This is a genomic window from Pseudomonas sp. ASL4 (assembly GCF_056680395.1).
The window spans coordinates 1,583,883-1,604,155 of record NZ_CM155280.1 but is presented as its reverse complement, the minus strand read 5'-3'; the positions used below and the strand labels follow the sequence as shown (position 1 = coordinate 1,604,155).

The 20,273-nt window shown below is 60.2% G+C and carries 19 protein-coding genes; 13 read left to right on the top strand and 6 right to left on the bottom strand.

Features of this window, described 5'->3' with window-relative positions:
- Window positions 1-68 precede the first annotated feature (68 nt).
- Both AC1MEW_RS07220 and AC1MEW_RS07215 read left to right on the top strand, forming a co-directional pair.
- Window positions 69-488, top strand: a complete 420-nt coding sequence (locus AC1MEW_RS07220) for a polyribonucleotide nucleotidyltransferase (RefSeq protein ID WP_201198132.1) — start codon at window positions 69-71, stop codon at window positions 486-488.
- Between the two features lie 29 nt (window positions 489-517).
- Complete coding sequence (locus AC1MEW_RS07215; RefSeq protein ID WP_201256597.1) at window positions 518-1,411, top strand: cation diffusion facilitator family transporter; 894 nt, start codon at window positions 518-520, stop codon at window positions 1,409-1,411.
- Here the strand turns inward: AC1MEW_RS07215 and AC1MEW_RS07210 are convergent.
- Window positions 1,408-2,493, bottom strand: coding sequence for a DUF6515 family protein (locus tag AC1MEW_RS07210; RefSeq protein ID WP_480425821.1), 1,086 nt, complete (start codon window positions 2,491-2,493; stop codon window positions 1,408-1,410). The two genes, AC1MEW_RS07215 and AC1MEW_RS07210, sit on opposite strands and share 4 nt — an antisense overlap.
- 415 nt (window positions 2,494-2,908) lie before the next feature.
- Here AC1MEW_RS07210 and AC1MEW_RS07205 point away from each other — a divergent pair, with 415 nt between their 5' ends.
- Both AC1MEW_RS07205 and AC1MEW_RS07200 read left to right on the top strand, forming a co-directional pair.
- Window positions 2,909-3,388, top strand: coding sequence for an Lrp/AsnC family transcriptional regulator (locus AC1MEW_RS07205; RefSeq protein ID WP_007937367.1), 480 nt, complete (start codon window positions 2,909-2,911; stop codon window positions 3,386-3,388).
- 182 nt (window positions 3,389-3,570) lie between these two features.
- Window positions 3,571-3,777, top strand: coding sequence for a DUF2788 domain-containing protein (locus AC1MEW_RS07200; RefSeq protein ID WP_201191946.1), 207 nt, complete (start codon window positions 3,571-3,573; stop codon window positions 3,775-3,777).
- Here the strand turns inward: AC1MEW_RS07200 and AC1MEW_RS07195 are convergent.
- The 4 genes from AC1MEW_RS07195 to AC1MEW_RS07180 all read right to left on the bottom strand — a co-directional run bounded on the left by AC1MEW_RS07195 (window position 3,772) and on the right by AC1MEW_RS07180 (window position 10,271).
- Window positions 3,772-4,413: a pseudouridine synthase gene (locus AC1MEW_RS07195; protein ID WP_480425818.1), complete on the bottom strand. Its 642-nt coding sequence runs from the start codon at window positions 4,411-4,413 to the stop codon at window positions 3,772-3,774. The two genes, AC1MEW_RS07200 and AC1MEW_RS07195, sit on opposite strands and share 6 nt — an antisense overlap.
- A gap of 75 nt (window positions 4,414-4,488) precedes the next feature.
- Window positions 4,489-5,988, bottom strand: a complete 1,500-nt coding sequence (gene amn, locus AC1MEW_RS07190) for an AMP nucleosidase (RefSeq protein ID WP_201191944.1) — start codon at window positions 5,986-5,988, stop codon at window positions 4,489-4,491.
- Window positions 5,989-6,167: 179 nt separating this feature from the next.
- Window positions 6,168-7,814: an acyl-CoA dehydrogenase family protein gene (locus AC1MEW_RS07185; protein ID WP_201256678.1), complete on the bottom strand. Its 1,647-nt coding sequence runs from the start codon at window positions 7,812-7,814 to the stop codon at window positions 6,168-6,170.
- A 72-nt stretch (window positions 7,815-7,886) separates the two neighbouring features.
- The gene (locus AC1MEW_RS07180; protein WP_480425816.1) at window positions 7,887-10,271 is read right to left on the bottom strand and encodes a 7TM diverse intracellular signaling domain-containing protein; all 2,385 of its coding nucleotides are present in this window, start codon (window positions 10,269-10,271) and stop codon (window positions 7,887-7,889) included.
- A gap of 370 nt (window positions 10,272-10,641) precedes the next feature.
- Here AC1MEW_RS07180 and AC1MEW_RS07175 point away from each other — a divergent pair, with 370 nt between their 5' ends.
- The 4 genes from AC1MEW_RS07175 to AC1MEW_RS07160 all read left to right on the top strand — a co-directional run bounded on the left by AC1MEW_RS07175 (window position 10,642) and on the right by AC1MEW_RS07160 (window position 14,189).
- Window positions 10,642-11,439, top strand: a complete 798-nt coding sequence (locus tag AC1MEW_RS07175) for a hydroxymethylpyrimidine/phosphomethylpyrimidine kinase (protein WP_415771602.1) — start codon at window positions 10,642-10,644, stop codon at window positions 11,437-11,439.
- A gap of 32 nt (window positions 11,440-11,471) precedes the next feature.
- Window positions 11,472-12,095 (top strand): thiamine phosphate synthase, encoded by a 624-nt coding sequence (thiE, locus tag AC1MEW_RS07170; protein ID WP_201198138.1) that lies wholly within the window; start codon window positions 11,472-11,474, stop codon window positions 12,093-12,095.
- A gap of 31 nt (window positions 12,096-12,126) precedes the next feature.
- Window positions 12,127-13,410, top strand: coding sequence for a glutamate-1-semialdehyde 2,1-aminomutase (gene hemL, locus AC1MEW_RS07165; protein WP_480425813.1), 1,284 nt, complete (start codon window positions 12,127-12,129; stop codon window positions 13,408-13,410).
- Between the two features lie 224 nt (window positions 13,411-13,634).
- Window positions 13,635-14,189 carry a tetratricopeptide repeat protein gene (locus tag AC1MEW_RS07160; protein ID WP_201198140.1) on the top strand — a complete coding sequence of 185 codons (555 nt, stop codon included), beginning with the start codon at window positions 13,635-13,637 and terminating at the stop codon, window positions 14,187-14,189.
- Window positions 14,190-14,368: 179 nt separating this feature from the next.
- Here the strand turns inward: AC1MEW_RS07160 and AC1MEW_RS07155 are convergent, their stop codons facing one another.
- Window positions 14,369-14,698 carry a DUF1820 family protein gene (locus AC1MEW_RS07155; protein WP_007894425.1) on the bottom strand — a complete coding sequence of 110 codons (330 nt, stop codon included), beginning with the start codon at window positions 14,696-14,698 and terminating at the stop codon, window positions 14,369-14,371.
- Window positions 14,699-14,833: 135 nt separating this feature from the next.
- Here AC1MEW_RS07155 and miaB point away from each other — a divergent pair, with 135 nt between their 5' ends.
- The 5 genes from miaB (at window position 14,834) to lnt (ending at window position 20,243) form a co-directional block, all read left to right on the top strand.
- The gene (miaB, locus tag AC1MEW_RS07150; protein ID WP_322219108.1) at window positions 14,834-16,162 is read left to right on the top strand and encodes a tRNA (N6-isopentenyl adenosine(37)-C2)-methylthiotransferase MiaB; all 1,329 of its coding nucleotides are present in this window, start codon (window positions 14,834-14,836) and stop codon (window positions 16,160-16,162) included.
- 206 nt (window positions 16,163-16,368) lie between these two features.
- A complete protein-coding gene (locus tag AC1MEW_RS07145) occupies window positions 16,369-17,373 on the top strand; it encodes a PhoH family protein (protein ID WP_201198142.1) in 1,005 nt (334 codons plus the stop codon).
- Window positions 17,366-17,860, top strand: coding sequence for an rRNA maturation RNase YbeY (gene ybeY / locus AC1MEW_RS07140; protein WP_201198143.1), 495 nt, complete (start codon window positions 17,366-17,368; stop codon window positions 17,858-17,860). Before AC1MEW_RS07145 ends, ybeY begins: the two co-directional genes overlap by 8 nt.
- A 5-nt stretch (window positions 17,861-17,865) precedes the next feature.
- Window positions 17,866-18,705: an HlyC/CorC family transporter gene (locus AC1MEW_RS07135; protein ID WP_027924283.1), complete on the top strand. Its 840-nt coding sequence runs from the start codon at window positions 17,866-17,868 to the stop codon at window positions 18,703-18,705.
- 14 nt (window positions 18,706-18,719) lie between these two features.
- Window positions 18,720-20,243 (top strand): apolipoprotein N-acyltransferase, encoded by a 1,524-nt coding sequence (gene lnt / locus AC1MEW_RS07130; protein WP_480425809.1) that lies wholly within the window; start codon window positions 18,720-18,722, stop codon window positions 20,241-20,243.
- The last annotated feature ends 30 nt before the right edge of the window (window positions 20,244-20,273 follow it).

Below are 20,273 nucleotides of genomic sequence, written 5' to 3'. Positions count from 1 at the left end.
CAGGCGTTTGTCGCGGTCTTAATTCATAACAACGACGCTTCGTTTCTAGATGACTCAGGAGATTTCATATGCGTATCCCCTTTCGCCTGATTGGCGGTGTACTGGTCGCCACCCTGCTGACCCAGGTGACCGCCTGCGGTTCGATTTTCTACCCTGACCGTCGTGGTCAGATCGACGGCAAAGTCGACCCGGCCATCGCCGTCCTCGATGCCGTGGGTTTGCTGTTCTACATCATCCCCGGCCTGGTCGCGTTTGCCGTGGACTTCGCCACTGGCGCGATTTACTTCGAGCCGGGCAAGACCGCTCAAGTGGCGCCGGAAAAACTCAAGGAAGCGATTGGTGCTGACGGCAAGGTCGATAACCACAAGTTGCAGACCATTCTCGAAACTGAACTGGGCCGCAGCTTCCCGCTGGACGATCCACGCCTGATCCAACACAAGGGCAGCACCCAGCAACTGGCCATGTTCGGCCTGCAACCTGCCGCGTAACCCGTGCACTTAAAGGAAAAGCCGTTCCCATGACCACCAGCCTTGAACATGCTCGCCTGCTGCGGTTGGCGACCCGCGCCTCCGTGGCTGTCGCCTGTACGCTGATTGTTGCCAAAGGCATTGCCTGGTGGCTGAGCGGTTCGGTGAGCATGCTCGCCGGGCTGACCGACTCGGCGCTCGACGGCATCACCTCGCTGCTCAACTTGCTGGCGGTGCATTACGCCCTGCGCCCGGCCGATGACGATCATCGTTACGGCCACGGCAAGGCCGAATCGCTGTCGGGCATGGCCCAGGCGCTGTTTATTGGTGGCAGTGCGGTGTTGATTGCATTGCAGGCGATTGATCGGCTCAAGCATCCGGAACCGGTCGGCGCACCGTGGCTCAGCATCGGGGTGATCGTCTTTTCCCTCGCGCTGACCCTGGCGTTGCTGATGCTGCAACATCGGGTAATCAAGGAAACCGGCTCCAACGCTGTGCGCGCTGACTCCCTGCATTACCGGTCGGACATGATGCTCAACGGCAGCATTCTGGTGGCACTGGTGCTGGCCGGGTTCGGCTGGAATCAACTGGATGCCTGGTTTGGCCTGGGGATTGCCGGGTACATCCTCTGGAGTGCGGTGCAGATCGCCCGGGAAAGTTTTGCGGTGCTGATGGATGAAGAGCTGCCGACGGATGTCAGCCAGCACATGCTTGAACTGGCTTGCGGGGTACCGGGTGTTTTGGGAGCGCATGACCTGCGCACGCGGATTTCCGGCAATCACTGGTTTGTGCAACTGCACCTGGAACTGCCGGGAGAGCTGACCCTGTCAGTCGCCCACGGCATCAGCGATCAAGCCGCCGATGCGATTCACGCCGCTTACCCGCGAGCCGAAGTGCTGGTACACGCCGACCCGCAGGAAGTGGTAATAGCCGCGAAGGCTTAGAAGCTCACCTGATAACCGCGACTGCTCAAGCAGTTGCCCTCAGCCTGGCGGTAGGCTTGCACCACCGCCGGGTCGGGTTGGTAGGTGGCGGTCTGAGGGTTGAAACGACTCTGCTGCACTGCGTACTGAGCGCACTCGTAACCGTCCTGAGCGACCTGTTGCGGCGACTGGCCGTTGGCGGGATAAGCCGTCACGTCAATGCCACTGCTGGCCGGTTGCGGTTGCGGTTGCGGCTCCGGCGCGCCAACGGGCGGTTCGACCACGACATAATCCTGGGTACTTTCTTCGTAGGCGTAGTAAGAACCCGCCGCGAGGAACAGCAGCGCCCCGCCGATCCAGACTTCACGGGCGTAATCGGGCATGTAGTGCACACGAATCCCGCGAGGCGGCTGCACCACCACATAACGCGGACCTTGCGGGCGATACCAGTAGCCGCCAGAGAAGAAGTAATCCTGGCCACGGTAAGGCACGCGGAAGTTACGATCCGGGAAGCGGTCGATCATATGACCAGGACGATACTGCGGTCCTGGCCCCCAGCCATTACCGTGCCCATCCGGGCGACCTTCCCAACGATGATCATTGGGATGTGAGCCCTGATTGCCGGCCTGCCAGTGCTGGTTGTTATCGTTGCGTCGCGGGATGTCCTGATTGTAACCACGCTGGGGTTCCTGGGTCTGGCGCACGGTGTCTGGCCGGCCCTGGATCGGCAAGTTATTGGCCGGTGGTGGCGCCGGTCGACCCTGTACGTTTTGAGGCTGGCGGTTTTGCCATTGGCCGCCGTTCTGGTTCTGCCCGTTGTGTTCGAACTGTCGGCTGTTCTCACCCCGAATGACTTCGTTGTTCTGCGGCCGCGGCTGATTCTGCTGCGGAACGTTTTGCGGATGCGGCTGATTATTCTGTTGCGGGGTGTTCTGCGGGCGTGGCTGGTTGTTGCCGCCATGGCCCTGGTCATTTCGCTCATGGTCTCGCCCGTGCGGTACGTTATCGGGACCATGATTTTGCGGCTCATCGGCGAGCGATTGCGCAGTGACACTTACACACAGCAAACCAACACCGGCCAAACGCCAGATGTGCGACTTCATGCTTTTCCTCACTGCGGGTTAGGGCCTGTACGTAAGACTGAAAAACCACAGGCCGGTTCTGCGACAGGTTATCAGTCGCGCAACTTATTTCGCAGGCAATAAAAAAGGGAGACCCGTCGGCCTCCCTTTGAGAACTTCGTCCGTGCTCAACGCTTTTGACGTTGGCTCACCTCACGCCGTCTTCTGGACAGTGTGTAGCTCGGAGGCCGGCACATCCCCGGTGGGGGTGGCGGCCGCGGCAGGCCTGATTGGGCGAGCCGTTGTGGACTGTTTGTCCGAGCAGTGATTCTGGTAATAAGAATAGGCTTGGGCCACCGGCAGGGGATTGCGAAGATTGCTCAAACAAACATCACTTGCGCAATTTTTAACCCTGGATAGATAATCTTCCGCAATAGTTATGACAAAGGCCTGATTGATGAGCAAACTCGACCGATACGACCTGAGCATTTTGGCGGAACTGCAGCGTGACGCGCGCATCTCCAACCAGGAACTGGCCGAACGCATCGGCCTGTCGCCTTCACCGTGCTCGCGCCGGGTCAAACAGCTGGAAGACGACGGCTACATCTCCCGCCAGGTCGCCTTGCTGGACCGCAAGATGCTCGGCTTGAGTCTGACGGCCTATGTGTTGATCGGCATGGACCGCCACACGCCCGAGCGTTTTGAAAATTTCGAAGCGGCGATTCGAACGCTGCCGCAGGTGCTGGAATGCAGCCTGGTGACCGGGATGGATGCCGACTATCAGCTTAAGGTGGTGGTGCCGGACATGGACCACTATCAGAAACTGCTGCTGGGGCATTTGACCCGGATTGAAGGCGTGACCAGTGTGCGGTCGAGTTTTGTGTTGAACCAGGTGTTGAACAGTACCGAGTTGCCGTTGACTCATTTGCGCAGCTGAGGACGCCTTCGCGGGCAAGCCTCGCTCCTACAGGATGACTGATCGTTCCCACGCAGAGCATGGGAACGATCACTATGCGGCGACCAATAACCGCGGCACACCGACGCAGGTCAATGCGGCGTCAATCTGCCATGGCGTATACTCGCCCCGCCCTTTTAGCCCGCCCGCGCTGGAGATGTTCGATGGATCCTGCAGTATTCGAAGAGTGGATGATGACCGGACTGGTCACCATTCTGATCATTTTCATGGGTTTCATCGTCTGGGATCTGGCGAAAAAATCCAAGGCCGGCAAATTCGGCACCTTCATTCTGTTCTTCGTGCTGGGCCTGGGGATTCTCGCGTTCATCATCAAAAGCGTGGTCATCGCCTACATCGAAAGCTCGTCATAAACGCGCTGGCACTTCCTTCCACTGGCCCTGATCGAGCCCTTCGATCGTCCAGTCGCCAATTTTGACTCGCACCAGGCGCAATGTCGGTAAGCCGACCGCAGCAGTCATGCGTCGTACCTGACGGTTGCGACCTTCACGAATCACCAACTCCAGCCAACTGGTCGGCACGCTTTTGCGAAAACGCACCGGCGGGTTGCGCGGCCACAGTGCTGGCTCTTCAAGCTGCCGCGCTTGGGCGGGCAAGGTCATGCCGTCGTTCAGCTCGACGCCATCGCGCAAGCGCTGCAACTGCTCGGCGCTCGGCTCGCCTTCCACTTGCACCCAATAGGTCTTGGCCAGTTTGTGTTTCGGGTCGGCGATCCGCGCTTGAAGCTGGCCGTCGTTGGTCAGCAGCAGCAAACCTTCGCTGTCGCGGTCCAGCCGCCCGGCCGGGTAGATCCCCGGAATCTCGATGAAATCCTTGAGCGTCGCCCGCCCCTCGCCGTCGCTGAATTGCGTCAGCACATCGAACGGTTTATTGAACAGAATCAGTTTCGGCTCGGCCGGCGGCGCTTTGGCGACTCGGCGCGGGGCTGAAGTGGTTGGCGCAGGCTTCACGCCAGGACGGCGGGAAACGGGACGTTGAGGACGAGACATGGGGAAAGGAGCATCTAACGGTCAGGGCTCACTATGCTAGTGGCCTGACCGCCAAATGACCATGACAACTCTCTATCAGCGGAACGGCGGCTCGTCGAAGCTGCGCAGTTTGCGCGAGTGCAACGAGTTGAGTTCGGTGCGCAACAAGTCCACCGCCTCGATGCCGATTTTCAAGTGCTGGCTGACCGCGCGCTCATAGAAGGCGTTGGCCGAACCCGGCAGCTTGATTTCGCTGTGCAAAGGTTTGTCCGAGACACAGAGCAACGTGCCATATGGCACCCGCAAACGATAACCTTGCGCGGCGATGGTGCCGCTTTCCATGTCCACCGCCACGGCGCGGGACAGGTTGATCAACGGACGTTCCTGAGCCCAGCGCAGTTCCCAGTTACGGTCGTCGTAGGTCAGCACGGTGCCGGTGCGCAGGCGTTTTTTCAGTTCGTCGCCCTTCTCGCCAGTGATGTTGGCCGCCGCTTGCTGCAACGCCATCTGCACTTCAGCCAGGGCCGGGATCGGAATGTTCGGCGGCACAACCCGGTCGAGAATCCCGTCGCGGCGCATATAGGCGTGAGCCAGCACGTAGTCACCAATGGTCTGCGACTGACGCAAACCGCCGCAGTGGCCGATCATCAGCCAGCAATGCGGACGCAGCACCGCCAGGTGATCGGTGATGTTCTTGGCGTTGGACGGGCCGACGCCGATGTTCACCAGGGTCACACCGTGGCCATCGCTGGCGATCAGGTGATAGGCCGGCATTTGGTATCGGTGCCAGACCACGCCCGCCGCAATCGCGGAGGCTTCGCCGTGGTCCATGCTCTTTTCAATGATCACGTTGCCCGGCAAGACCATGCGCACAAAACGCGGGTCGCTGCGCAACTGTTCCAGACCATGGACGATGAACTGATCGACGTAGCGGTGGTAGTTGGTCAGCAGAATCCAAGGCTGCACATGGCGCCAGTCGCTACCGGTGTAATGCACCAGTCGGCGTAGGGAGAAGTCCACCCGTGCCGCATCGAACAAGGCCAGCGGCAGCGGATCGGTGTTTTCCCAGTCGTACAAGCCATCGGCGATGCCGTCGGTGGCGGCGGACAGGTCGGTACTCGGGAATACTCGCGCCAGCGTGGCAGCGGTGACGCCGGAACCGGCCAGCTCATCGCCCTGCTCGACCACGTACGGATACGGAATGTTCTGCTGACTGACGCCGACTTCGACCGTGACGGTGAAGTCGTGCATCAACGGCACCAGCTGTTCCAGCAGGTATTTACGGAACGCCGCAGGATGGGTGACGGTGACGCTGTAAGTCCCCGGCAACTGAACCTTGGCGTAGGCGCGAGTGGTCTGAGGGACTTCACCCTGGCAGAGGTAGGTCAAACGCAGTTCGGGATAACGAAACATCGCACGCTGTTCGGCGTCCGGTTCGACACGATCCTTGAGGTAACGCTTGAGCGCCTGGCTCAGCGCAGAAGTAGCCTGCTCATGCAGGGCGGCGAGCCGGTCAACGGCTTGTTCGGCGGTTTGAACAACAATAAACGCTTCGGTCACGATCAGCTTCCTGTGTTCTGACTTGCAGACCTTCATCTTGCCTGCATCGTCGCGTCACGGGAACAGTGGCGTGTTGATACACAAATGCCGTGATCACCGAATATCAAATGTGGGAGCGGGCTTGCTCGCGAAAGCGGTGTGTCAGTCGACATTGATATGACTGACACGGCCCCTTCGCGAGCAAGCCCGTTCCCACATGGGTTCATGTGTGTTGATTACTGGTTAGGGGTCGAGCGCGCGACGATCGCCTCCACATCCAGCCCCCTCGGCAACGCGCCATACACCCGCCCGGCCGAACCCAGCCGACTGGCAATAAACCCATCGCTGACCACCGCATTCCCCGCCTCCAGCAACAACTTGGCCTGAAGCCCCAACGCAATATCTTCGGTCAGCTGCCGCGCACGGTATTGAATGTCACTGGTGTCCTTGAATGCTGCCTGCAACTGGCTGATGTGCGCAGCCAAACGTTTGTCGCCATGCCCATCGCCCAACTCGCTGAACAGCACATCCAGCACCCCCGGTTCTTTCGACAAGGCCCGCAGCACGTCGAGACACTGCACGTTGCCGGAACCTTCCCACGTCGAATTCACCGGCGCCTCACGGTACAACCGCGGCAGGATGCTTTCTTCGACATAACCGGCGCCGCCCATGCATTCAGCGGCTTCGTTGATCATTCCGGGTGCGCGTTTGCAGATCCAGTACTTGCCCACCGCCGTCACCAGCCGGGCGAATTTTGCTTCATGGCTGTCATCCAGATGATCCAGCGCCTTGCCCATACGCAGGCTGAGCGCGAGGGCGGCTTCGCTTTCCAGGGCCAGATCCGCCAGCACGTTCTGCATCAACGGTTGTTCGCTGAGCAGTTTTCCGCCGACCGTGCGGTGGGCGCAGTGATGGCTGGCCTGGGTCAGCGCCTGGCGCATCAGCGCGCTGGAACCGACCATGCAATCGAAGCGGGTCATGGCAACCATTTCGATAATGGTCGGAACACCCCGGCCTTCTTCGCCGACCATCCACGCCAGCGCGCCACGGAACTCCACTTCGCTGGAGGCATTGGAGCAATTGCCGAGTTTGTTCTTCAGGCGCTGGATGTAGAACTGATTGCGCGTGTCGTCCGGGCGATGGCGCGGCAACAAGAAACAGGTCAAGCCCTTGTCGGTCTGGGCCAGGGTCAGGAAGGCATCGCACATCGGCGCCGAACAGAACCACTTGTGCCCCACCAGCTCATACGCCTGGCCCGGACCGCTGGCGCCAACCGGATAGGCCTTGGTGGTGTTGGCCCGCACGTCGGTACCGCCCTGTTTCTCGGTCATGGCCATGCCGATGGTGACGCCGGCCTTGTGGGCCATGCCAACGTTGCGCGGGTCGTATTCGGTGGCGAGGATTTTCGGCAGCCATTGCTTGGCCAGATCCGGTTGCAGGCGCATCGCCGGCACACTGGCGAACGTCATGGTCAGCGGGCAACCACTGCCGGCCTCGGCCTGGCTGTGCAGGTAACTCATGGCGGCGCGAGCGACGTGGGCGCCGGACTGCGGATCAGTCCAGGGCAACGAGGTCAAACCGTGCTCGATCGCCGTGCGCATCAGTTCGTGATAGGCCGGGTGAAACTCCACCAGGTCGATGCGATGACCGTAGCGATCATGGCTGACAAACACCGGTTTGTTCTGATTGGCCAGGAACCCCGCTTCCATCAGCGGACCGCCGGCCAGCGCACCGTACGCATCGATCCGCGACTCGGCCCAACCGGCCCCAAAACGTCGCGACCACTCCTGCAACGGCAGGTCAATGCGGTACAGGTTGGTGCCGTCCAGCGACGGCGGCTGGTTGGTGACTTCGTGGGTTTCGGCGAACTGATGCAGGTTCATGACGGGGCTCCTTTGGTCAGCCAGGATTTCAGTTAAGCACCGCCCCCCGGCCGAACAAAGTGTCATATCTGCCTAAATGTCGGCGCTTTCACCTTGTTTCGGACAGAGTACCCGACGATAGAGCGCTGCCTGCAAATCCTCGAATTTCACCGGTTTGCTCAGGTAATCGATCACGACGCCACTCGGGCAGCGTTCCCGATCAACGCTCAAGGCGACCATGAACACCGGCAATTCGTCGCAGCCCGGCAAAGCACGGATCTGGCAGCAAAGCGATGCGCCGTCCTGAGCCGGCAACTGGCAATCGAGCACCACGGCATCAAAGGTTTCACGCTGCAAATGGTCGAGTGCGGCCATGCTGCTGTCGGCGGATCGCACCCGGAACCCAAGCTTGAGCAACATGCCGCGCATTACCAATTGATTGATGCTGTTGTCATCGACCAGCAGCACCGTGCAATCCTGAGGCAGGCGCAAACGCGGGAAGTCCCGGGGCATCAAAGGCACAGGCGTGCGCTCCACCACCGGCAACTCGACTTCGACGTCCAACTGGAAGCGACTGCCGCGCCCCGGCTCGGAACGGTGAGTCAGGCGTCCGCCGAGCAATTCGATCAGTTGCCGACAGATCGCCAGGCCAACGCCCAGGCCACCGTATTCGCGGGTCATCGAGCCGTCGAGCTGGAAGAAACGCTGATACATCGTCGCCTCCCCAAAATCGGTAAAGCCAATCCCGGTGTCGATCACCGCAAAGGACAGGGCCAGCCGCCCCTGATCCGTCGTCTTGCCCGTCACCCGCAGCGCAACCCCGCCGACCCGAGTGAATTTGATCGCGTTGTCCAGCAGGCATTCCAGGCACTGCGCCAGTTTGCTGCTGTCGCCAAGCAGGCGATCAGGCAGCCCCGGCGTCACCTCGGCCTTGAAGTCCAGCGACTTGCTCGACGCATTGCCCTCGAACTGCGTACGCAAGGTCTCGATCACGCCGCGCAAGCTGAACGTTTGCGGGTAAACCTTGAGTTTGCCGGCCTGCAACTCGGTCAGGGTGAGGATGCCGTTGACCATGCGCATCATGTCCCGCGCCGAACCGGCGGCGGTTTGCTGGTATTGCTCCAGCTCCGGGTCCATCTCGACGGTTTGCATCAGTTCCAGCGAACCGATCACGCCGTTCATGGGCGTGCGCAACTCGTGGGTCAGGGTCGCCAGGAATTCGTCCTTGAGCTTGTTACTGCGGGCCAGTTGCTGGTTAAGCACTTCGAGCTTCTGTCCGGCATCGAACAGCGTTTGCGCTTGTTGCTCGCGCATGGCGTTGATCCGGTCGGCCAGCGCCAGGGACAGCAGCGCCACTTCGATGGCCGAACCGATCTGGCTGGCGTACATGGTCAGGAATGTATTTGGCAGGTAGCCCAGCACCATCAGCGTATTAATGACGCCACCAAGCAAAAACGCCGACCAGGCGATGATGAAATAGCGCGCTACACGCAGGCCACGTACCCAGGCGAAGATCCCTGCGGCAAAAATCACCACGGTAAACAGCAGCGCCAGGGTAGTCGCCAAGCGCAGGGCCAGGGCGTAACTGGTCATCAGCGACAACCCGACCACCACCGCACCAAACGCAATCAAGCCCAACAGCAGCCGATCCAGCCAGCGACTGTGTTGCGCGGTTTGCAGGAAACTGCGGGCGAACTGGCTGCCGAACAACCCGGCACAGCCGATAAAAAACGGCGTGGCGGCGTTGGCCCACCAGGGATTGTTCGGCCAGAAATACTCCACCGCCGCGCCATTCACTGACAGTTGGTAAAAACCAAACGAGGCTATATAGAAGATGTAATACAGGTAACTGGTGTCGCGCACGCTGAGAAAGATAAACAGGTTGTAGACCACCATCCCCAGCAACACACCGTAGATCAGGCCCAACACATACAGGCGCAAGGGCTGCTCTTCGAGGTACGCGGTGCTCGACCACAACGTCACTGGCGCCTGGATCGAGCCTTCGCTTTGCAGGCGCAGATACGCCGTTTGCGCTTGCTCGGGTTTGAAATCCAGACTGAACAGATAGTTGTTTTGACGGATCTCGCGACTGTCGAACGGAAGTTGATCCCCGGTACGGCGAATCAACTGATACACGCCCGTGGCATCCGGCAGGTACAGATCAAGATGATCGAGGGGTGGATAGGCCAGTTCCAGCAGCCAGGTCCGTTGCGCGTCCGGGTTGGTCGGGCGGTACTGCAGGTCGATTTTCAGCCAGAACACCGAACGCGAGTAGCCGGCGTTGAGGGTGGCTTTATCGTGGGTTTTGAAGTTTCCGGCGGCGGCTTGCGCACGGACGTCGGCAATGGTCGCCTGACCGCCCGCGTCTTCGTACACCTGCATGGTTCGACCCAGGGGAAGGCTCTGGGTGAATTCGTCAAATTCAACGGCGCTCGCCAGGAGGGGCAAGCACAACAGCAACATCAGCAAATAGCGCATTTAAGCCCCAGCGTGGCCTGTCCGGTTGTGTCAGGAAGCCCCCCATTCCTTTTGAGTAGACGTAAAACCGGTATTACCTGTTATTGGTTTGGATCCACTCTAGCATAGCCGTTGATGGCCATTGAGTACCATTGAAATTTTTACAGTAGAGGCTCTAGAACGGGCGTTTCAGCGCTATGCATTGAGATAGAGCTGTTTGCCTGGTCAGAATGTGACAAAAAGATCGCAGCCTTCGGCAGCTCCTACAGTTTCTGGCCTGCTCACAACTTGTGCAGGAGCGGGCGAAGCCTGCGATCTTTTGAACTTTCGACAACACACGCCGATGTCCGCACGCACCGAAAAAACATGTTTGGTGGTAAGCTCGCGCACCATGAATATCTACAGCTCTCGCCCCGTTGTCCTCTGTCTCTCCGGCCACGACCCAAGTGGTGGCGCCGGCTTGCAGGCAGATATCGAAGCCCTGCTCGCTCAGGGTTGTCATGCGGCCCCGGCCGTCACTGCCCTGACCGTGCAAGACACAGTCAACGTCACGGACTTCCGCGTCCTCGACCGTGAGTGGGTGTTGGCCCAGGCCAATGCCGTGCTCAACGACTCCGAAGTCGCGGCCGTGAAACTGGGCATGCTCGGTTCCCTGGAAATGGTCGACACCGTGGTCGAACTGCTCTCGGCGCACCCGCACTTGCCGGTGGTCTGTGACCCGGTGCTGCGCGCCGGTGGCGGCGGACGCCTGGGCAAGGACGAAGTCGGCTACGCCATGCGCGAACGGCTGCTGCCGCTCTCGATCATCGCCACCCCTAACCTTCCCGAAGCCCGTATCCTCGCCGAACTGCCCGAAGGCACCGCGGACGAATGCGCTGAAAAACTCCTGCCCTTCGTCAAACACCTGCTGATCACCGGCGGTCACGGCGACGAACACGAAATCCACAATCGCCTGTACAGCCGCGACGGTCGCCGCGAAACCTTCACCTGCCAGCGTTTGCCCGGCAGTTATCACGGTTCCGGCTGCACCCTGGCCAGCGCCTTGGCCGGTCGTCTGGCCCTGGGCGAAAACCTCGCCAGCGCCGTGCAGACCGCGCTTAACTACACATGGCGCACCCTGCGTGATGCCGAACAACTGGGCAAAGGCCAGTTCGTGCCGCGTCGCCTGCCGCTGGATTTCTGTTCGTAACTTTCGATGCGTAAAGCGCAGAGGCTTGTCCGATGAAACTACGTGGCCTATACGCCATTACCGACAGCCAGTTGCTGGCCGGTAAATTTCTCGAGTACGTGGAGGCGGCGCTGGAAGGCGGCGTCACCCTGCTGCAGTATCGCGACAAGAGCAGCGACGAGGCCCGCCGTCTGCGCGAGGCCGAAGCCCTGCGCGACTTGTGTGATCGCTACAAAACCCAGCTGATCATCAACGACGACGCCGAATTGGCCGCACGCCTGAACGTCGGCGTGCACCTGGGCCAGACCGATGGCCCGCTGACCCCGGCCCGCGCGTTGCTCGGTCGCCAGGCCATCATCGGCTCGACTTGCCACGCGCAACTCGAACTCGCCGAGCAAGCAGCAAAGGAAGGCGCCAGTTACGTTGCCTTCGGCCGCTTCTTCAACTCCAACACCAAACCCGGCGCACCGACCTGCAGCCTCGACCTGCTCGACCAGGCCCGCAGCAAACTGCACCTGCCAATCTGCGCGATTGGCGGCATCACCCTGGAAAACGCCGCGCCGCTGGTGGCCCACGGGGTCGACCTGCTGGCGGTGGTCCACGGCCTGTTCGGCGCCGAGAGCACGGCTGAAGTGACCCGCCGCGCCCGCGCCTTTAACGAACTGCTTTCTATTTAAGTAGCTTAAAATCTGATTTGAGAGCCCGATCATGTCTCGTTCCGAAACCCTGTTTGCCAATGCCCAGAAACACATTCCCGGTGGCGTGAACTCGCCGGTTCGCGCGTTCAAGAGCGTTGGCGGCACGCCGTTGTTCTTCAAACACGCCGAAGGCGCCTACGTCACCGACGAAGACGACAAGCGTTATGTGGATTACGTCGGTTCCTGGGGGCCGATGATTCTCGGCCACAGCCACCCGGACGTGCTGGACGCGGTGCGTAAACAGCTGGAACACGGTCTGTCCTACGGCGCCCCGACCGCGATGGAAACCGAGATGGCAGACCTGGTCTGCTCGATCGTGCCGTCGATGGAAATGGTGCGCATGGTCAGCTCGGGCACCGAAGCGACCATGAGTGCAATTCGCCTGGCCCGTGGTTTCACCGGCCGCGACGACATCATCAAGTTCGAAGGCTGCTACCACGGTCACTCCGACAGCCTGCTGGTCAAGGCTGGTTCCGGCCTGCTGACCCAAGGCGTACCGAGCTCCGCCGGTGTACCGGCAGACTTTGCCAAACACACCCTGACCCTGCCGTTCAACGACATCGACGCCGTCGAAGCCATGCTCGCCGAAGTTGGCCAGAACGTGGCCTGCATCATCGTCGAGCCAGTGGCCGGCAACATGAACTGCGTGCCACCAGCACCGGGTTTCCTCGAAGGCCTGCGCACGTTGTGCGACAAGCACGGCGTGGTGCTGATCTTCGACGAAGTGATGACCGGGTTCCGTGTAGCACTTGGCGGTGCCCAGGCGCACTTCGGCGTGACGCCGGACCTGAGCACCTTCGGCAAGATCATCGGTGGCGGCATGCCGGTTGGCTGCTTCGGCGGCAAGCGCGAAATCATGTCGCACATCGCGCCACTGGGCCCGGTGTATCAGGCAGGCACCTTGTCGGGTAACCCGCTGGCCATGGCCGCCGGCCTGACCACCCTGCGCCTGATCAGCCGTCCGGGTTTCCACGCAGAACTGAGCGACTACACCAGCCGCCTCCTCGACGGCCTGCAGCAGCGTGCCGATGCCGCGGGCATTCCTTTCGTGACCACTCAGGCGGGCGGGATGTTCGGCCTGTACTTCAGCGGCGCTGACGACATCGTGACCTTCGATGACGTGATGTCCAGCGACGCCAATCTGTTCAAACGCTTCTTCCACTTGATGCTGGAAGGCGGCGTGTACCTGGCGCCGAGCGCTTTCGAAGCCGGTTTCACCTCGATCGCCCACGGCGAAACCGAGTTGAAACTGACGCTGGATGCCGCCGAGCGAGCATTCGCCGCACTGAAATAACGCTGTGCCGCTGACGTTGGCGATTGCCAGCGTCAGCTTTTACCTACATCCCTGCGTCTTTTCCTACTCTTGTGCCAATAATCTCCCGCAAAGTGGGCGATATATTCCCCGCGCAGCAGAAAAACGAGTAAAGACTTTGTAAGGTTGGCCCTGCTTATTTCATAATGCGCGCTTATTGGATCCCTCGACGGGTCCGCGCGCCCTTCAGAGGTAAGTCGATTCTCATGAACCGCACCGGCCGCACCCTTGCATTGGGCTGCCTGTTGCTCCTTCAGCCCCTGCTCGCGCTCGCACAAGCAGGCGGCAACTCGTTGTTGATCCCAGCAATGGGTCGCTGCACCCTCAATACTCAGTCGCAAGACCTGACACAAGCGCTCGCCGCCTGCCAGAAAGCGTCGGATGAAGGGGATGCTCAAGCGCAATACGAGTTGGGTGAGTTCTACTACAACGGCAAAAGCGCCCCGCGCGACCTCAATAAAGCCTTGGCCTTTTTCGAGAAAGCCTCGCTGCAAGGCCACGCCCAGGCGCAATTCAAACTCGGCACCATGTTTTTCCACGGCGAAGGCGTGCCGGCCAATAATGTTCAGGCGTATATCGTGCTGAAAATGGCCGCGGTTAATGGCGCAGAAGATGCGCTGGACACCGCCGACGAAGTCGCCGAGAAGATGCCGCGCGAAGATCTGGAAGTGGCTACCCAAGTGCTGGGGCAAATCTTCCGTAAATACCTGATGGAATTGCAAAGCGCCGATGGGCGTACGCCGTTCTCGCCGCTGCCCTGAATCAAAGACGGACACCTGTGGCGAGGGGGCTTGCCCCCGTTCGACTGCGCAGCAGCCGTAAAGTCAGCAGATGCGGTCTGTCAGGAAGGTAGTAGTGGCTGATTTCAGGGCCGCTCCGCAGCCCAACGGGGGCAAGCCCCCTCACCACAACAACCTCCTCTAGCCACTCAACCTGTTTCCTACTTCTCAGGCATCGGCATCGGAAACGGCATCACATTGCCGACCGCGCCGCGGGCTTCGCTGATTTTCGGCGTACCGAGGCGCTCGACTTCGTCGATGCGCACGATCGAATGCATCGGCACAAAACTGCGCACCACGCCCTCGAACTGAGCCTTGAGCTTCTCTTCGCTCGGATCGACGACCACTTGCGTGCGCTCGCCAAAGACGAACTCTTCCACTTCCAGGAAGCCCCACAGATCACTTTGATAGATCTGCTTGGCATACATTTCGTACACCTGGCCCTGATTGAGGAAAATCACCTTGTAGATTGGGGCTTCACGTTTGGTCATGGTGGGCGGGCAACACATTGGGGGATAAAAATGAGGGCGCGAACTATAGCATAGCCACCGGACGCACAGCGGTAGGAACCTTGGGACATGTTCCCTATAATGCGCGGTTCTTTGAATCACGTGATGACTCTTTCCATGGCCAAGAAGCTTTACATCGAAACCCACGGTTGCCAGATGAACGAGTACGACAGCTCGCGCATGGTCGATCTGCTGGGTGAACATCAGGCCCTGGAAGTCACCGCGCGCGCTGAAGACGCCGACGTCATCCTGCTCAACACCTGCTCGATCCGCGAACGCGCCCAGGACCGGGTGTACTCCCAACTGGGTCGCTGGCGCGAACTGAAACTGGCCAACCCGGACATGGTAATCGCCGTCGGCGGTTGCGTTGCCAGCCAGGAAGGCGCGGCGATCCGTGATCGCGCGCCGTATGTTGACGTGGTGTTCGGCCCGCAAACCCTGCACCGCCTGCCGGAAATGATCGACGCCGCCCGCGCCACCAAGCTGCCGCAAGTGGACGTCTCGTTCCCGGAAATCGAAAAATTCGACCACTTGCCCGAGCCGCGCGTTGATGGCCCGAGCGCTTATGTGTCGGTCATGGAAGGCTGCAGCAAGTACTGCACGTTCTGCGTGGTGCCGTACACCCGCGGTGAAGAAGTCAGCCGCCCGTTCGACGACGTCATCGCCGAGATCATTCACCTGGCCGAAAACGGCGTGCGTGAAGTGACCCTGCTGGGGCAGAACGTCAACGGCTATCGCGGCACCACTCACGACGGTCGCCTGGCGGATCTCGCCGAGCTGATCCGCGTAGTGGCCGCCGTCGATGGCATCGACCGGATTCGCTATACCACCTCGCACCCGCTGGAATTCTCCGACAGCCTGATCCAGGCCCACGCCGACGTACCTGAGCTGGTCAAACACCTGCACTTGCCGGTGCAGTCGGGCTCGGACCGGATCCTCTCGGCAATGAAGCGCAACCACACCGCGCTGGAATACAAATCCAAACTGCGCAAGCTGCGGGCCGCCGTGCCGGGCATCTGCATCAGCTCGGACTTCATCGTTGGCTTCCCGGGCGAGACCGAGAAAGACTTCGAACAAACCATGAAGCTGATCGAAGACGTCGGTTTCGACTTCTCCTACTCGTTCGTTTACAGCCAGCGCCCGGGCACTCCGGCGGCAGACCTGGCCGACGAGACGCCGGAAGCGCTGAAAAAAGAACGTTTGAACGCGTTGCAACATCGCCTGAACCAGCAGGGTTTCGAGATCAGCCGACAAATGGTTGGCTCGACCCAGCGCATTTTGGTCACCGATTATTCGAAAAAAGACCCTGGCGAGCTGCAAGGCCGGACCGAGAATAACCGTATCGTCAACTTCCGCTGCGACAATCCAACCCTGATTGGCCAGTTCGCCGACGTGCACATTGATGCCGCACAGCCGCACTCGTTGCGGGGCTCGCTAATCCAGTAACACCGCATGACCTGTAGGAGCGAAGCTTGCTCGCGAAGGCGGCATGACAGACAACTCATCTGTTGAATGTCAGTCAGCCTTCGCGGGCAAGTCTCGCTCCGACGAGATCGGTGTTTGGGCCTGGGTTATTTAAGAGCTTTCGCACCCAGCCCACTGGCGTTATCCTTGATTTCATCTTAATTGCCCCAGGGCGGCTAAATACGACCTTGAACGCACCCATCGAACCACATCGCTTTATCCTCGAGCCCTTTGAGGCTCGCCGCTTCGCCAATCTGTGCGGGCAATTCGACGAGCATCTGCGCTTGATCGAACAGCGCCTGACCATCGAGATCCGCAATCGCGGAAACCAGTTCGAACTGATCGGCGAACCCAAGCACACCACCTCCGCGGAAAATCTGATCCGCCGCCTGTACCGGGAAACCAAAGGTTCAGAGCTGTCGCCGGATACGGTTCACCTGTTCCTGCAGGAATCCGCCGTCGAGGAAATGGACAACATCTCCCCCGCCGAACCCTCCGTGGCCCTGCGCACCAAAAAAGGCATGATTCGCCCTCGTGGCTTGAATCAGTTGCGCTACGTGAAGGAAATCCTCGGTAACGACATCAATTTCGGCATCGGCCCGGCCGGTACCGGCAAGACCTATCTGGCCGTTGCCTGCGCGGTAGACGCGCTGGAACGCGAACAGATTCGCCGCATCCTGCTGGTGCGCCCGGCAGTTGAAGCAGGCGAAAAGCTCGGCTTCCTGCCCGGCGACCTGTCGCAGAAGATCGACCCGTACCTGCGTCCGCTGTACGACGCACTCTACGAAATGCTCGGCTTCGAATACGTGGCCAAGCTGATCGAACGTCAGGTGATCGAAGTCGCGCCGCTGGCCTACATGCGCGGCCGTACGCTGAACAACAGCTTCATCATCCTCGACGAAAGCCAGAACACCACCGTCGAGCAGATGAAGATGTTCCTGACCCGCATCGGCTTCGGCTCAACCGCGGTCATTACCGGTGACATCACCCAGGTCGACCTGCCGAAAGGCACCAAGTCCGGACTGCACCATGTGATCGAAGTGCTCAAAGACGTGCCGGGCATCAGCTTCACCCACTTCAAACCCAAAGACGTCGTGCGCCATCCGCTGGTGCAACGCATTGTCGAAGCCTACGAGCGCTTCGAAAATCGCGTCGCCGAAGAAACACCAAAGGACAAACGCCACGATGCTTGAGCTTGATCTGCAACTGGCCACCGAAGCGCCTGCCCCAAGCGAAGCCGAGTTCCGCCAATGGTGCGAACTGGCCCTGCGCCAGCGTACTGCCGACTCCGAAATGACCATCCGCTTGGTCGATGAAGAAGAAGCCCGCGAACTGAACTTCACCTGGCGGCAGAAAGACTACGCCACCAATGTTTTGTCATTCCCGGCCGATGTTCCCGACGAGTTTCTCGATATTCCACTGCTGGGCGATCTGGTGATCTGCGTGGCGGTGGTCGAGCGCGAAGCCGCGGAGCAAGGCAAGGAACTGAAAGCCCACTGGGCACATCTGGTCATTCACGGCTGCTTGCATCTGCTTGGTTACGACCATATAGATGATGACGAAGCCGAAGAAATGGAAGCACTGGAACGAACGTTGCTTGCAGAGTTGGGCTATCCCGACCCTTATGCGGACGACGAAACCGAAACATCCCCTATCGTTACAACAAAGGATTCAGAGTAATCGCTATGAGCGAAGATCGATCGAGCAACGGGCAGAAGTCATGGCTGGGTAAGCTCACCCAGGCTTTTGCCCACGAGCCGAAGAACCGCCAGGAGCTGCTGGAGCTGCTGCGCGACGCACACCAAAACAAACTGCTGGACAGCGAAGCGCTGGCCATCGTCGAAGGCGCCATTCAGGTAGCTGACTTGCAAGTACGGGACATCATGGTCCCGCGCTCGCAAATGGTCAGCATCAAGGCGACCCAGACACCCCGCGAGTTCCTGCCCGCCGTGGTCGACTCGGCCCACTCCCGCTACCCGGTGATCGGCGAAAGCCACGATGACGTGATGGGCGTGTTGCTGGCCAAGGACTTGCTGCCGTTGATCCTCAAGGAGAACGGCGACAGCTTCAACATCAAGGACCTGCTGCGCCCGGCCACTTTCGTGCCGGAGTCCAAGCGCCTGAATGTGCTGCTGCGTGAGTTCCGCGCCAACCACAACCACATGGCCATCGTCATTGACGAATACGGCGGCGTGGCCGGTCTGGTGACCATCGAAGACGTGCTGGAACAAATCGTCGGCGACATCGAAGACGAGCATGACGTCGAAGAAGACAGCTACATCAAGCCACTGCCAAGCGGTGACTTCCTGATCAAGGCGCTGACGCCGATCGAGAACTTCAACGAGTTCTTCGACAGCGAGTTCTCCGACGACGAGTTCGATACTGTTGGCGGCCTGGTGATGAGCGCGTTCGGGCATTTGCCAAAACGCAATGAAATCACTGAAATCGGCCCGTATCGCTTCCGCATCTTGAACGCTGACAGCCGTCGGATTCATTTGCTGCGCCTGACACCCATTGCCCGGTAACTCTAAGGATTGAAATGCACCGTCTGACCCGTCCCGGCTGGCCCGGTAATCTGCTGGCCGTGTTGGCCGGTGCAATCACCACCCTGGCGTTGGCGCCGTACGATATCTGGCCGCTAGCCTTGGTTGCGGTCGGGCTCTTCTATGCTGGTTTGCGTGAACTGACCCCGCGTCAGGCCTTGGGTCGTGGCTGGTGTTTCGGTTTCGGTTTGTTTGGCGCCGGCACTAGCTGGATCTACTACAGCATCCACCACTTCGGCGGCGCTTCGGTGTTGCTGGCCGGTTTCCTGATGCTGATCTTCACCGCGGCGATTGCCTGGTTCTTCGCCCTGCCCGCCTGGCTTTGGGCGCGCTGGCTGCGCCGTAACGAAGCACCGCTGGCCGACGCCTTGGCGTTTGCCGCGTTGTGGGTCGGTCAGGAAGCGTTTCGTGGCTGGTTTCTCACCGGTTTCCCGTGGCTCTATTCCGGTTACAGCCAGCTCAACGGCCCACTGGCCGGGCTCGCGCCAGTGGGCGGAATGTGGCTGGTGTCCTTCGTTCTGGCGCTGACTGCCGCACTGATCTGGAACGCTCCACGCCTGGTTCGCGCGGGTCGCAAGGGCTTCATCGCCGCTGGCGTCGTGCTGCTGGCGGGTCCATGGGTGGCGGGTATCGCACTCAAGGAACACGCCTGGACCAGTCCGGCCGGCCCGGCGCTGAGTGTCGCGGCAATCCAGGGCAACATCGAACAAAGCATGAAGTGGGACCCGGCGCAGGTTAATTCGCAATTGGCGCTGTACCGCGACATGAGCTTCAGCTCCAAACGCGTCGACCTGCTGATCTGGCCGGAAACTGCGGTTCCGGTGCTCAAGGAGTCCGCCGAGGGCTACTTGAACATGATGGGGAATTTCGCCGCCGAGCGTAAAACCGCACTGATTACCGGCGTACCGATCCGCCAGGAAGTCCGTCATGAGAAGCGCTTCTTCAACGGTATCACCGTGGTCGGCGAAGGCGATGGCACTTACCTCAAGCAAAAACTCGTGCCGTTTGGAGAATACGTTCCGCTGCAGGACTTGCTGCGCGGGCTGATCGCGTTCTTCGACCTGCCGATGTCGGACTTTGCCCGTGGCCCGGCCGACCAGCCGCTGCTGCAAGCCAAGGGTTATCAGATCGCGCCGTTCATTTGCTATGAAGTGGTCTATCCAGAATTCGCCGCCAGCCTCGCCGCTCGCAGCGATTTGCTGCTGACCATCAGCAACGACACCTGGTTCGGCACCTCCATCGGCCCGCTGCAACACTTGCAGATGGCGCAGATGCGCGCGCTTGAGGCTGGCCGCTGGATGATCCGGGCCACCAACAACGGCGTGACCGGTTTGATTAACCCTTACGGGCAGATCACCGCGCAGATTCCGCAGTTCGAACGCGGGATTCTGTATGGCGAAGTGGTGCCGATGCACAACCTGACGCCCTACCTGGAATGGCGTTCGTGGCCGTTGATTATTCTGTGTGTGTTGTTGTTTGGCTGGGCGCTGTTGGCTAGCCGGATTGCCAAGACTGTCTGAACTGTGGCGAGGGGGCTTGCCCCCGTTGGG